The sequence below is a fragment of the Enterococcus pallens ATCC BAA-351 genome (assembly GCF_000407485.1).
Classification (GTDB): domain Bacteria; phylum Bacillota; class Bacilli; order Lactobacillales; family Enterococcaceae; genus Enterococcus_A; species Enterococcus_A pallens.
In genome coordinates, this window is the sequence record NZ_ASWD01000003.1 from 751,910 (window position 1) to 764,830 (window position 12,921).

The 12,921-nt window shown below is 41.9% G+C and carries 12 protein-coding genes; 2 read left to right on the forward strand and 10 right to left on the reverse strand.

From position 1 onward, the window contains the following. Positions 1-7: 7 nt before the first annotated feature. Positions 8-826 (reverse strand): MurR/RpiR family transcriptional regulator, encoded by an 819-nt coding sequence (locus tag I588_RS16185; protein WP_010759841.1) that lies wholly within the window; start codon positions 824-826, stop codon positions 8-10. A gap of 149 nt (positions 827-975) precedes the next feature. On the opposite strand from I588_RS16185, the gene I588_RS16190 reads away from it, so the two are divergent. Further along, positions 976-1,674 carry an N-acetylmannosamine-6-phosphate 2-epimerase gene (locus I588_RS16190; protein WP_010759842.1) on the forward strand — a complete coding sequence of 233 codons (699 nt, stop codon included), beginning with the start codon at positions 976-978 and terminating at the stop codon, positions 1,672-1,674. Between the two features lie 34 nt (positions 1,675-1,708). After that, positions 1,709-3,211 (forward strand): PTS transporter subunit EIIC, encoded by a 1,503-nt coding sequence (locus I588_RS16195; protein WP_010759843.1) that lies wholly within the window; start codon positions 1,709-1,711, stop codon positions 3,209-3,211. Positions 3,212-3,312: 101 nt separating this feature from the next. Here I588_RS16195 and I588_RS16200 read toward each other — a convergent pair whose 3' ends face one another. The 9 genes from I588_RS16200 to I588_RS16240 form a co-directional block, all read right to left on the reverse strand. After that, positions 3,313-4,074 carry a helix-turn-helix domain-containing protein gene (locus I588_RS16200; RefSeq protein WP_016250067.1) on the reverse strand — a complete coding sequence of 254 codons (762 nt, stop codon included), beginning with the start codon at positions 4,072-4,074 and terminating at the stop codon, positions 3,313-3,315. A gap of 15 nt (positions 4,075-4,089) precedes the next feature. Continuing rightward, positions 4,090-4,827: a recombinase family protein gene (locus I588_RS16205; protein ID WP_016250068.1), complete on the reverse strand. Its 738-nt coding sequence runs from the start codon at positions 4,825-4,827 to the stop codon at positions 4,090-4,092. Continuing rightward, positions 4,824-5,015 carry a hypothetical protein gene (locus I588_RS16210; RefSeq protein WP_016250069.1) on the reverse strand — a complete coding sequence of 64 codons (192 nt, stop codon included), beginning with the start codon at positions 5,013-5,015 and terminating at the stop codon, positions 4,824-4,826. Before I588_RS16210 ends, I588_RS16205 begins: the two co-directional genes overlap by 4 nt. A 20-nt stretch (positions 5,016-5,035) precedes the next feature. Then, the gene (locus tag I588_RS26475) at positions 5,036-8,224 is read right to left on the reverse strand and encodes a hypothetical protein (protein ID WP_010759847.1); all 3,189 of its coding nucleotides are present in this window, start codon (positions 8,222-8,224) and stop codon (positions 5,036-5,038) included. Positions 8,225-8,334: 110 nt separating this feature from the next. After that, entirely contained in the window at positions 8,335-8,979 is a 645-nt protein-coding gene (locus tag I588_RS16220; RefSeq protein ID WP_010759848.1) for a hypothetical protein, read from the reverse strand. Continuing rightward, the gene (locus I588_RS16225; protein WP_010759849.1) at positions 8,979-9,875 is read right to left on the reverse strand and encodes a BsaA family SipW-dependent biofilm matrix protein; all 897 of its coding nucleotides are present in this window, start codon (positions 9,873-9,875) and stop codon (positions 8,979-8,981) included. The genes I588_RS16220 and I588_RS16225 overlap by 1 nt, the downstream gene beginning before the upstream one ends. Then, positions 9,872-10,648, reverse strand: coding sequence for an LPXTG cell wall anchor domain-containing protein (locus tag I588_RS16230; RefSeq protein ID WP_016250070.1), 777 nt, complete (start codon positions 10,646-10,648; stop codon positions 9,872-9,874). Before I588_RS16230 ends, I588_RS16225 begins: the two co-directional genes overlap by 4 nt. Positions 10,649-10,675: 27 nt before the next feature. Beyond that, positions 10,676-11,929, reverse strand: a complete 1,254-nt coding sequence (locus tag I588_RS16235; RefSeq protein ID WP_016250071.1) for a hypothetical protein — start codon at positions 11,927-11,929, stop codon at positions 10,676-10,678. 61 nt (positions 11,930-11,990) lie between these two features. Next, positions 11,991-12,920 (reverse strand): signal peptidase I, encoded by a 930-nt coding sequence (locus I588_RS16240; RefSeq protein WP_016250072.1) that lies wholly within the window; start codon positions 12,918-12,920, stop codon positions 11,991-11,993. Between the last annotated feature and the right edge of the window lies 1 nt (position 12,921).

The window sequence follows — 12,921 nt, forward strand, 5'->3', positions numbered from 1 at the left end:
CTTTCCATTAATCAATACTCTTATCCAGAATGGAGCGCAGCACCTTCGCTCGCAATTCCACAGAGTCTATATTATTTTTGACCTCATAGCCTTGGACTAATAAGTCACAAAGATAAAGCTGAGAAATCTTTCCAGCTAATGAAGCACCATCTAAAAATTCCTGAACAGCCGTCTGAAGTACAATATCAGCCAATTCGGCAATTGGTGAGGATAAATAATTGGTAATTGCCAACACCTTCGCCTGATTTTGCTTGGCTATTTTTAACGAATTATACGTATCCTTCGTTTTTCCAGACAAAGAAAAGCCAATTACCAAATCCTTTTCAGTCAATAGTGAAGCAATTTGTGCCTGAAAATGCGGATCAATAACGGTACAGGAATGTACCCCTACTCGTAAAAACATCGCTTCTAAATCTTTCCCGGTATTTCCACTAGAACCAACACCAAACATGTAGATGCGTTCTGCCTCAGTAATCGCCTGAACCGCCTGATCCAGCTTCCCTGAATCCAACAAATGATTGGTGGTTTTTAACGAGTCATTTACCTTTTGAGCTGTTTTAGCAAACACATCCGCAATTTGAGAAACCTCCTGCTGCTTACTAAAATCTTCTTTAGCAATTTCTATTTTCAAATCAGAAAAGCCTGAGAAACCCAGCTTTTGGCAAAAACGGATGATGGTTCCATCCCCCACATTAGTGGCTGATTTAATCTCACTCATCGTACTATAAACAATTTTTTCACCGCTGGACAAAATATAATCAGCTACTTTTTTCTCTGATTTCGTCAAGTTGGAATAGCTCTCTTGAATTTTATACGTAATTGTCATTGGTTCACCTTCTTTACTACTTTCTCATCTACCGATTATACGTCAAAAAAACTTTTTTTTCATTTCTTATTTACAGACATGAAAGCGCGTGCTATAGTCTAGTTGGAGAATAAATCCAAAATAAATTAAAATTGGAGAGAAAGTGGAGTATGAAAAAATCAACATTTCTCAGCTTAGTAGCAGATGGCTTAATCGTTTCCTGCCAAGCACTACCAGGAGAACCACTATATACCGAGGAAGGAGGAATCATGCCCTTGATGGCTAAGGCAGCAGAAGAGGCCGGTGCGGTTGGTATCCGGGCGAACACGGTTCGTGACATTCGCCAAATTAAAGAAAAAGTTTCTTTACCTGTCATTGGCATCATCAAACGTAATTACCCAAATAGTGACGTCTTTATCACAGCAACCATGAAGGAAATTGATGAATTAGCAGAAACAAACGTAGAAGTCATTGCTCTCGACTGCACCCTGCGTGAACGTCCTGATGGCCAAAGCATCAACAGCTTTATTCAACAAATCAAAACAAAATATCCGAATCAATTATTTATGGCCGATATTTCTACCTATGAAGAAGCTCAGAATGCCTTTGAATCAGGAATCGATTTTATTGGTACGACCTTATGCGGCTATACCGAAGAGAGTGCTGGCAGCGAAGTACCTAATCTTAATCTGATAGAAGCCATGGTCGCTGCTGGTATGACCGTTATTGCGGAAGGAAAGATTCATACCCCAGAGCAGGCAAGAAAAATCAAAGAACTAGGGGTCGCGGGTGTTGTTGTTGGAGGGGCAATTACTCGTCCCAAAGAAATCGCTGCTCGTTTTATTGAGGCATTAACGAAAGAAAACTAAACAAATCAGTTAAAAAAAGTTAGGAGGAAAAGAAATGTTTAAGAAATTTTCACAGTTAGGACGCGCATTTATGCTGCCGATTGCTATTTTACCGGCAGCAGGTTTGTTGTTAGGTCTTGGAGGCGCACTGACCAATGAAAGTGCTGTAGCGGCTTATCCCTTTTTAAACCAAGGTTGGCTTCAAACGATCTTAAGTATTATGAGTTTTGCCGGAAATGCTGTTTTTGCTAATCTAGCATTGATCTTTGCTATTGGTATTGCTGTCGGCTTGGCGAAAGGTGATAAAGGAACGGCTGGTCTAGCCGGGGGCGTGGCATTTCTCGTTTATACCGCAACGATTAGCGGCTTATTGCAATTATTTTCAGCCGAGGATGCCAGTATCGATACAGGAGTCGTCGGATCCATTGTAATTGGTGGAACCGTAGCTTTTCTGCATAATCGGTACCGCAAGATCGAGCTGCCTCAATTCCTAGGCTTCTTCGGTGGATCACGCTTCATTCCGATCGTATCTTCCTTTGCGGCAATCATTATCGGTTGTTTCTTCTATATTATCTGGCCACCATTGCAAAACATTTTAGTCGCAGTTGGTCACCAAACAGCGGAAATGGGCAGTATTGGCACCTTCTTCTATGGGTTCCTGTTGCGACTAACCGGAGCAGTTGGCTTGCACCATACGATTTACCCATTGTTCTGGTACACTTCCTTAGGCGGCGTAGAAACGGTAGCTGGTGCTTCTGTTTCCGGGGCTCAAAATATTTTCTTTGCTCAATTAGCTGACCCCGGTCATACGGGACTATTTACTTATGGTACTCGTTTCTTTGCTGGACGTTTCGCTACCATGATGTTCGGTTTACCAGCAGCCTGCTTTGCTATGTATCGAGCAATTCCAAAAGAAAACCGTGAGAAAAACGGCGGACTATACTTCAGTGGCGCGTTGACTTCATTCCTTACTGGGATTACTGAGCCGATCGAGTACATGTTCTTGTTTGTCGCTCCCTGGCTGTATGTTGTACATGCCTTCTTAGATGGTTTATCCTTCTTCTTTGCTGACATCCTAAACATTCGGATCGGAAATTCCTTTTCCGGTGGTTTAATCGACTTCCTGCTGTTTGGTGTACTGCAAGGAAATGATAAAACCAACTGGATCAAAGTTATCCCATTTGGTATCGCTTGGGCCTTCATTTATTACTTTGTTTTCAGCTTCTGTATTAAGAAATTCCGAGTAGCCATTCCAGGCATGGAGGATGACAGTGAGCTGACAGCTGAGGAAGACTCCTCAGCACCAACTTCCCTGCAAGAAGAGTCTTGGCAAATTATTGAGGCTCTAGGTGGTGACGAAAATATCGAATCCGTTACTGCTTGTGCTACTCGCCTGCGGGTCGCTGTTAAAAATGGTGATAAAGTCCAGAAACCGGTCTTCAAAAGATTGGGAGCAACAGCTGTCTTTGAAGTCCAAGGCGGAATCCAAGCCGTTTTTGGCGGGAAAGCCGATTTGTTCAGTCAAGAGATTAATCAACTATTGGGTCGAGATGATTAATATAAATAGGCTAGGTTAGAACTAAAACGTTCTGACCTAGCCTTTCTTGTTAAAGCTTCTGTCTATCCAGCGCAACTATTCTTATTGCATGTTTTCTTCATCTAAATAACTGACTGAGGAGAATACAGCTGCGCTTCCTGTTCTTCAGCTAACCAGCGTTGGTAAAACTCTTCATTTAGCTTATAGCCTCTGCCCCATAAAGTAGTAATGATTTCATGAGTCACCCCAGCATGTTCAAACTTTATTTTGATTTTATTAATCAAACAAGATAGCTGACTCATATTGGACGAGGTCTGTCCGTCCTCCCACAGATATTCGCACAACTCTTGTCTGGACAATACACCTCCATGACTTTGTGCCCATAATAATCGTTCAAATACCTTCTTCTCTGTTTTGGAAAAGGTCTTGTGAACTTTTTTTAACATACCAGCCTCTTCTGTTACGACTTCACTCATTGGAAAACTCAAAATTTGATTCGTCCCCACCCGTTGATCTTCCAATAGGCGGATTGCTTCTACTAGTCCTTCTCGCAGCTCTTGAATGGTTGTACTCTTAGTAATCCAATGATGAATCCCCTGTTCCTGCCACATCGCCTGTTCACTGGATGGCAAAGGTTCGCCCACCCGTATAACGGCTAGTGAATAGCGATTTAAGGTTGGCAAAAGTTGTTCAGCTTCGCTGTTGCTGACTGTTTCACTGATAATTACCAGTTGGAAATAAGCGATGACTGGTGACATTCTTCCCTGCTGCAGGGATTGAATCAAATCTGCTGAGCATAAAACTTCATAATTCAAATAGTGAAGCTGCTGAATCAATGGTTCTTCGGATAAAACATTTTTGGTTAAAATAAGTACATGTTGCATAAGGTTCCACCTTCTCTAGTGTTTAGATTTTTTTATTGCTTGCTTTGGCTCAGCTGCTTCATCACTATCGACTAAGACATTCCATAAAATAATTAACGTGACCACGATGCAAATCAGGACTTGAATCCAAATTTGATCAAAGTAAGCCTCTACTAACTTGATACTGAAAATTGCCAGCAGGAAACAAATGACCAGAATGATGGCTAATTGTAGTTGCTTCAATTCCTGTTGAATCCGATAGACCGTTTCTACTGGCACTCGTTTTCGCTGGGAGATTTGACGAACGGACATCTTCTCTACCAGCAACCAAATGACTTCTCGATAGAGTTTGCGAGCTTCTGGTTCTTTACTAAATAATGAATACGCATCCTTACTGCGGCTTCGTTCTTTCCCTACCTGAACTAAGTAAGGATGCAGGATGCGATCATTGCGAACAGACCAGCTAAAAATCTGGCGCCATTCTTCCAAACTTAGTTCCGGCATGTTTAAGACTACCAGTTCCATTTCAAGCACCTGCAGCTTATCTAAACAAGCCAATAGCTGGCGATAATCTCGCGAAAGAACGTCAAGCGAAGCCACTACAAGTACATCTCCCGCTTTGGAAAAATCCAAAAGTGCTTGAAATTCACTTACAGGAGAGAGCAACGCTTCTGCCTCTTGATGACCATCTGAGAACATCTCATCTACTAAATAGTCTTCTAACAAATCCAATTGTTGGGTAAACTGATAGCCGCGTGCATAGCCTAGATTCATCGCCGGTGGCCTCTTTCTTCTCCATTTTTCTGTTTCCGTGGTGATGGTTTAGCGCCAGGAGGCCGTTTTCTACGGGCCAACTGAGCTACTTTTTGTTCCAATTCACGTTGTTTTTGAAGCAAATTAACTAGTAAGTAGCTTTGAACCAGCAGCACTAGTCCCAGCACTAATAATAAAAGATACACCACCGCTTGTTTCTTCCTCTCGTTTACTCAGTAATTTTTCCTAAGTCATTGTGTTTGTAATCCCAGCTGTAGGGTTGCGGCTTCCCATTGTTTGTGCCGTTTGGTTCTAGATAGAGAGTGATCCACAGTTCCCCTTCTTCATATAAATAGCTTTGAGTCAACACAATGTTATTCGGTGTATTCAAGCTATTGTCATTATGACTAGCCTTCTCATTAGATGCATAATACCCGTTATATTGATAGAATTCTGGAATAATTGGGGTTAACTTCACCTGATCCGCGCCATCAGCTAACTGTTCTATGTCTACTCCCCACGTACTAAAGTTGGGGTTATCCGCCTGCTTGCCAGAAGAAATCGTCATTTGCGACTGATAATCTGGATCAAGAGCTGGATTGCCACCGTTGTTAAGGATAGTTTGAAGGGTCAAGTAACCTTCTGTTGGTACTACTATTCCATCAGTTGGCGTTTGAATTACCTGTCGCACATGAAGCAATACATTACCGGTCAACGTCACATCCAATGACCCCTCCGTAGTTTCTCCATTGGTGTGATAGTGATCCGTCGCTGCATTCCAGGTATACGTAAGTTCTGGCTTGACTGTTAGTGGTAAAGTTACCGGACCTCCAGAAAATGGATCTTGGATGACATTGTGATTACTGATGCTCCAGTTACTTGTACCACTTGTTGAATTTGGCAGCGCGGCAAGTTCAGCAGTAGTATCTTTAGCATAATAATTATAAGCTTTCACATTTCCGTGAGTTAAGATTGCTTCTAAATCATGATCTCCTCTTGAACGGTAAGGAATCGTGTAATCATCAGCGTAATAAACTACTCCGGTTTCTGTATTCGCCACTGTATTATCTGTAGTTACAAAGACCCACACACGATTAGTGATCTCAATCCCGGCTTCTGGTTTGTAGGTGATATCTACTGGATAAGGTTTAGCGACAGTTGCCGCTTGTAAAGCTGCTAGCTGGGTCGCGTTTACTTCTACTTTCGTAGTAGAAAATTTCTCAGCAGCACCATCTTCATCTAGACCATTCCCGTGATCCCCTGTACTGGATTCATTATTGGTTAAATTCCAAGCGAGAGTTTTCGCAAGTTTTTTAATTGCTTCCTCGTTGAAGGTTGGTTTCGTTACCTCTTCTATTGGAATATGAAAGTTTTGTACATCTAAAGCGAATTTGTCCTCGTCGTCGGTTTTGGTTTCTTCCCCCAATGCATTCACCCATCTGGAGGTTACTGCTGGCTGACTCTGAGAATCCGTAACAAAATACGTGACTAACTGTGGCCCTGCTTTGTTTTTATCAAATCCAAGTTTTTCCCATTCAATTTCTGCCGATAAATCTTTAGGGTTTCGATTGATTCTTTTTTGTAACCATTCCTCTCGCTCAGCAGCAGTTGCCCCGATTTGAGTATCATTACTGTCAAAGTGATCATAGACTTTTATTGCCTCATCCGTTGTAACTAATCCCTCTGCTTTCCCTGTGATCAACCACCGATCAAGAGTATCCCATCCCTTATAACCAGAATCAATAGGATTTCGGACACGATCATTTGTAATATCTATAACTATAGATCTCTTATCTTGATTAATTATAGGAGAATAATCATCCAAAATTGTACTTATTCCTAGAAAAGCACCGCTGTTCCTGGGAATGCCTGTAGTTACGCTACCATCGGCACTAACAACATAAGACTGATCTGCAAAGGTATGATAATCTAATAATTGTCCGCCAATGAAAAATTTATTTGTATCTATAGTTAATAAATTATTTGGCAAGAGCCAATTGTTCAGTTCCATCGCACGAATACTTCTTACCTTGGCTGGAGTAGCGGAGGTAAAGCCATCCATCACCCCTTGAACATAGTAGTAAGGGCTGTTAAGCATCGAAGTATAATAAGCAGAATTAAATTCTCCTGTCAGACTTTTTGTACTACCACAATATGACAAAGTTCCATCACCATTATCTGAAATTAGTAATCTTGTTTCTGGAGGAAAACGCCGGATAATTTTATCCTCAAAAGTATTAAGATCTACTTGATACAATTGTGTTTCAGTTGCAGTATAATTAAAAAAATGGACATATTCTGTATTTGATATTTCCTTGAGAATTTGTATTTTTAGACCTCTATTTTCGTTTTCATCATGGAAGATATATTTTCTCTTTTTCAAATTAACTCCGTTTACATTAACATTTTCTTGAGAAAATATTTCTACAGTCTGATATTGTTTTGTTCCTGTACCATCCCAATATACAATGGTTCCATATATTATTTGATTATCATTCATAAATAAATAAGGATGGATAGATTCTTGATTGCCTTCTGAGTATCCAATATCACTGAATAATAAGTTTGCTAAAGAATATTCGTATTGTAAATTGGCTGTTGGATTGCCTGTTTCCCATCCTTGAGTGTCCATAGTACCTATTGGAATTCTTCCACGTATGATGCCTTCTTCATTGACATACTGGGGATAAACAGGCCCAGTAATTATAGGACTATGATTAATTCTTTGGTCTGTATCCACTTTCCTCGATTCATGTACTTTTAACTGCTGCTTGTTCCCAGAAGTATGCAATTCATTAATAGCAATATCAGCGCTATTAATTGTTTCATTACTAACAGTACATCTAAAATATCTATCTCCACTTGTGCTCAGTAAAAAGCGATTATTTGCTACTTCGTAAAATTTTGTTCCAACTCTCAAAACGGCATTTTCTAAAGTTCCCATTGTCTTAGTGGCTATTTCATCTCCAGATTTATTAAAAATAGAAACCTTTATTATTCCGCCTCTATTTGTCCCTCCTGCCCCAAATAGAACTAAATAATTACCTCCAATCGTTTCTTTGATATCGTTAATATTCCATGGAACAACACCATTGTTTACATTGTTACTTCCATAAGCTGTCACATTACTTTTATCAGCAATTGGTATAATATCTTCACCCTGTACATAACCCGAATTAAACTGCGCAGGAAGTCCAGATTCTTTTATTTTTGTTGCATCTGTTGGCAACTCAAAAATATTATCATCTGCAATATTCCCTAGACTAATTGTATTTGTCGGATGCGCCGAAACCTCTTTCTTCTCCTGCGAAGAATCCGTCAGAAACACAACACTTGTTAGAATCAATCCCAAGAGACAAATAATTCCTAACGCCTTCTGCCACTTCTTATTTATGTATATTCGATTCACTTTCTTCATCTTTTCTTTCCCTCCCCAATACTCATCAAATCAATGCTTTAGTCGTAAAACACTCACCTCATGAGTGTTGTTTCCTTATTTTTTGAGATACAGTGGGGAAGCTGTATCCCTTAGTCTTCTACTTCTGTATTTAATGCATCCTCTACTTCTTTGAGTGGCGATTCTGTTGGTGTTGCGCCTTGCCACCAGGCATCACGATAGGCAGCTTCTGCACAGTTGACGGCTTCTACCTTTAGCGTAATGGACAGGTTAGCCTGGTTATATTGACTCCCCAATTGGTCAGACAGCTTCACTTTTTTGAACAAGTAGCTGGTGAACTCATTAGGTTTTACGGCTTCTTTTATATAGTAGTAATAGCCATCTTCACCATCGATCCAATCGGCTGTCACCATTTCCTCTAAAATGATATCTGTGCCGATTTTCAATGGTAAGACTTGTTCATTTTGATCGTCTCCAGCAATACCCGTTCGGACTTCCGGCAACACCATTACCCTGACAAATTGCTTAATCGTCCCTTTGTTTTGAATTCGGACTTCTTTGGGTCTCGATTGATCCTTGACTGTCTCTGTCAGATCTTCTTCAAAGTTTTCTTCAAAAATTTTTGTCTCTACTTGTCCAATTTGAAAATCATTTTCTTTCCGATCGCTGGCTGTCATTGCCGCATACACTAGGTAGCTGCCGCCAATAAGCAATAGAAGAGCTGCCAAGGCCAAACCAAGATAGAGTGGGTGATGTCGGTTGTGTCTTTTTTTCATCAGCCTCCCCCTCCTTGTCTGTCTTTATTCATGTAATACAGCTGCTCCTTATACATCTCTTCGACTTGACTGCCGGCAATGCCCCAATCGTCTAAGATGGATTCGGTAATATCGTGGGCGTCCATTTCAGGTACCAGTTTATACAGTGCACCTTTGTAAGAATTGCTGTATCCAGCATCCAAGGTGATACTTTCCAGTAAGTTGATGGTGGACTCCCCAGGTTGAGTATCTTTAGGCTTCAACACTTCTGAATAATAAAAATACCCGTCATGGTAATACCAGTAGTCGGTTTGTCCTGCTGCTTCGGCTGGTGTGTCAAAAACCTTCGCTTGAAAGTTCAGCTGAAAAGCCGACAACGGCAGTGAACGCGCTTCTCCATACTGATAAACTTGATCCAACCAGACCTGCGTAGCCTTATAATGGCGCTCAGCCGACGCTGTATAGATATTTCCGACAACCCAGGTATCCGTTTTTTTTGCGATTAGTTGGTTTTCTTCCGGCAAACCGGTTATGTCATAGACCTTTAAGTTGGCATTGCCATGAAGAATATCCTCGGCATGATTATCGGTTGTATCCGCTTCAAAGGCCACTAAAAATTCCTTTAAGGAAAGTCGCACAATTACTGGGGTCTCTCCATCATTGGTCACTCGAACAGCCTTGGTTTGAGTCGTACCAGGAGCCCAATGGAAGACTTGGTTAAAGTCTTCATCAATTCGAGCAGACAACTTCCGTCGATTGGCTTCTGTTCGATTCACTCGTTCATCCGCTGAAGTAATCCAAGCGTACGTACTGCCTATGATCAAAAGGAAACTCAACACGAGCGAGAAGCAGGCGAACAGGGCTTTACTTTTAAGAAATACTTGAATCAAGTGGCGTCGTTTTTCTTTTGGGGTCATCCCTGTTCCTCCTCCCGTCGTTTTTTCCATAAGAACAAGGCAATCAGTACAAGCAATAGGCCACTGAGAAACATATACACTATTTCTTCACCGGTTTGCGGCAATCGTTTGCCAGAGCCGGAGGTATGGGGAGTCCCTCCAGCTGCTGGCAACGTTCCACGACCGGGCCCTGAGGTTGAATCAGAAGGAACCGTTGGTGTCGATGAATCGGACGTCGAAGGTTCTGTCGGCTTAATCGGCTGTTGATCCTTGGTTCCCACAAAGGTCCAATAGAATTCCAGAAGGCTTTGTTCTCTCAGATCTTCATTGGTTAATGCAGAATCCATAGTAAAGGTTGCCAATAACACCTTATCCGTACCATACGTACAAACACCCAACTCCAACGGTGTCTTCGACCAGTCGAATTCACCATTGCCTAACAACGGTCCTTGATAAATCTCCTTCTCATCCAGTACCAACGTCAACGTGATATGGTCTTTCCACAACACGGAACCACTGGAGGAAACTTCTTCTACCAATAAACCTAGAGAAAAAGGTTCCTCTAGATCCAAACTGCGAATCGTAATTTCTTTTTGATAGCTTTCACCCGGCAGAATATCCACTAAATCAACATAATATTCACCTTCAGGAGTCACATGAATGCCATCTGAATCACCAATGACAAGCCCTGGCGGCAATGTATTGGCAGCTTCACTGACTAGCCCATGACCAAAAGATAGGAGGAAAAGAGAAAGTCCCAGTAAACAACGGATGATTGATTTCGGGTATTTCATACACCTCCCCCTCTCTAGTCCTCATTTTTATGCACCAATTCGTTCAACTAGCTTTTCAACAATCTTGCCTGTCGTACTTTCGTCTGTTGCACTGCCTAATCCCCAACCTGATGTATCTTTCAACGCTTCTTCAGTGGCTTGGATCGCTTCCATTTTCACCACTAAGTCATAGGTAGCGTTGGTATATTCGCCGCCTAAGTCTTTGTCATAGATCAATTTTTTCAACAAGTCGGGCGTTGTTGCGCTTGGCTTCAATGGTTCAGTATAGTAGAACCAGCCATCCTCTTCGTTGTAGACCCATTTCTTCGCATCTAACACAGCAGCTGTTGTGATATCTGTTCCGTAGCCGATCCGAATATGATTTTTATTAAACCCTTTTTTATCTGCTTGCACGCCTTTAATATCTTCATTAGCAAGTGGAATCTGATCTGAATCTGTTGCTTTAGTTGGACCTGGAATAGCAACTCCTAATGTGCTAGCTGTATAATCATAATCAACTCCATGACGATTACCAGTAGTTCCTAACAACGCGTTACCCGTTTTGTTATTGTCTTTATCCGGTAAAGAAGACTCAGCCCAATTCACCACGGCATGCTCATAACCACCTGCATAGTAGCTGTATTTCAAATCACTAACGGTAAACTTCCAATCTTTTGCAGCAAGCGCTCTGTCAGGAATGTCTTCGGTTGGAGTCACGGTATATTGCATCGCTTGGTATTCACCTGGCGCATATTCATGAACAACGATTGCTTCGTAGCTAACGGATCGCTCATTTGTCGTAGGATCAACCGTTAGTCCACCTTTGACAAATAACTTCGTATTTGGCTCTAATCCAGTCACTTGTGTACTTGGATCGGTCACTTCAGAGAAACCATTAGCAGTACTGATTTTATCGGCACTGTATTTAACGGGAACATGAGAAGTTAGTGTATTCGCAGCGCTCGGATCATATTTTGCCCCGGCAACATCCTTGTCTCCATGAGAAACCGCTCCTTCGCTTGCCAAGTGTTTCAATACTTCTTCATAGGAAACCCGGACAAACACATTGGCATTCCCTGTATTCGTTACGCTTACTTCCTTAGTTGCTTCCGTTCCTGGTACCATTGGTTTTGGTTCCCATTTTTCATTTACTGTGACACTGTCGTCGACTACTGCCGCCGACTCCACTCGGTTAATCCGTTGTTGTTGTGACGTGATCCAGGCAAAGGTCCCGGAAATCACCGCAATTAAGGCCAGCAGTGCGGCAATAGCCAACAACTTTTTCTTTTTACGTTCTTTCATTTCTTTTCTCCCCCTAAAAAAATTTGTCTTTTTTTATATAATCATTTGTGTGAAACAAATGTTATATCCTTGATGATGATGGATTCGTTTTTTCTGATGGCAGAAAGTAGGCTTTCAATACGAGGAAAAAACCAAAGGTGGATAAGGCACAGACCAAACACAGCCAGACATTTTCTTGAATAAAGGCTAAAACAGTGCCCATCTTAGGAATGACAAACGTCACCTTGCCGAAGACTCGCTCTGCAGGTATCGGCGGATCATTCGTGTTATTGGCATCTCCTCTAGTAACGATATACTCCCCTGGTTCGCCATTTAATTCATCTAAACGCTCCACCATCCTATGGGTTAAGTAACGGTCGCCTTCTCCTACCTGAAAAGTCACCACATCGCCTTCCTTAACTTCAGACCCATTCATCAACTTAACGATGACAATGTCCCCAGCATAGAAACCACCTTTCGGCGAATCGGCCTGCGGTGCCATGGAATCCGTCAATACCTGATAAAAACGATGACCCAAAATAGCCGCATCCGATTTCTCACTGAAGGCAAACATTACCGAACTTAAGAGAATCCCAATCGTCAAAGTATAGAAAAACAAGTTGTAAACAAACGAAAAGAGTTTATGATTGGTAGTCTTCTTTGCCTGTTGCAGCGGATAACGCCCCTCGTAAGCAGGTTCTCTTGGATACGCTCTTTGCCGCTGAGGTGGCCGTTCGCGATCATAGGGTTGGCGCGGATAATATGTCCGCGTATTAGGTCTTCTAGGTGGTTGTTCCCTCTGTCGATACTCCTTCTGTTGCCTTGATCGTTCCCTTCGCTGCTCTGGATAGTCTCGATAGCGGGGACGCTCCTCATAGAAATAGTTGTCTTCTTCCTGATGCCTTCTAGCAGGCCGTGGTTTTGAAGGAGGGCGTTGATACTCATTGGATGACCGATAATAGGGTGGTGCTTCACGATATTCCCGCCTGTGCTCTTCTCTTTGTCTCGTCATC

Coding starts and splice junctions, on each gene's coding strand:
- I588_RS16185 (WP_010759841.1), bottom strand. CDS start 826: ATGACAATTACGTATAAAATTCAAGAGAGCTATTCCAACTTGACGAAA.
- I588_RS16190 (WP_010759842.1), top strand. CDS start 976: ATGAAAAAATCAACATTTCTCAGCTTAGTAGCAGATGGCTTAATCGTT.
- I588_RS16195 (WP_010759843.1), top strand. CDS start 1,709: ATGTTTAAGAAATTTTCACAGTTAGGACGCGCATTTATGCTGCCGATT.
- I588_RS16200 (WP_016250067.1), bottom strand. CDS start 4,074: ATGCAACATGTACTTATTTTAACCAAAAATGTTTTATCCGAAGAACCA.
- I588_RS16205 (WP_016250068.1), bottom strand. CDS start 4,827: ATGAATCTAGGCTATGCACGCGGCTATCAGTTTACCCAACAATTGGAT.
- I588_RS26475 (WP_010759847.1), bottom strand. CDS start 8,224: ATGAAGAAAGTGAATCGAATATACATAAATAAGAAGTGGCAGAAGGCG.
- I588_RS16220 (WP_010759848.1), bottom strand. CDS start 8,979: ATGAAAAAAAGACACAACCGACATCACCCACTCTATCTTGGTTTGGCC.
- I588_RS16225 (WP_010759849.1), bottom strand. CDS start 9,875: ATGACCCCAAAAGAAAAACGACGCCACTTGATTCAAGTATTTCTTAAA.
- I588_RS16230 (WP_016250070.1), bottom strand. CDS start 10,648: ATGAAATACCCGAAATCAATCATCCGTTGTTTACTGGGACTTTCTCTT.
- I588_RS16235 (WP_016250071.1), bottom strand. CDS start 11,929: ATGAAAGAACGTAAAAAGAAAAAGTTGTTGGCTATTGCCGCACTGCTG.
- I588_RS16240 (WP_016250072.1), bottom strand. CDS start 12,920: ATGACGAGACAAAGAGAAGAGCACAGGCGGGAATATCGTGAAGCACCA.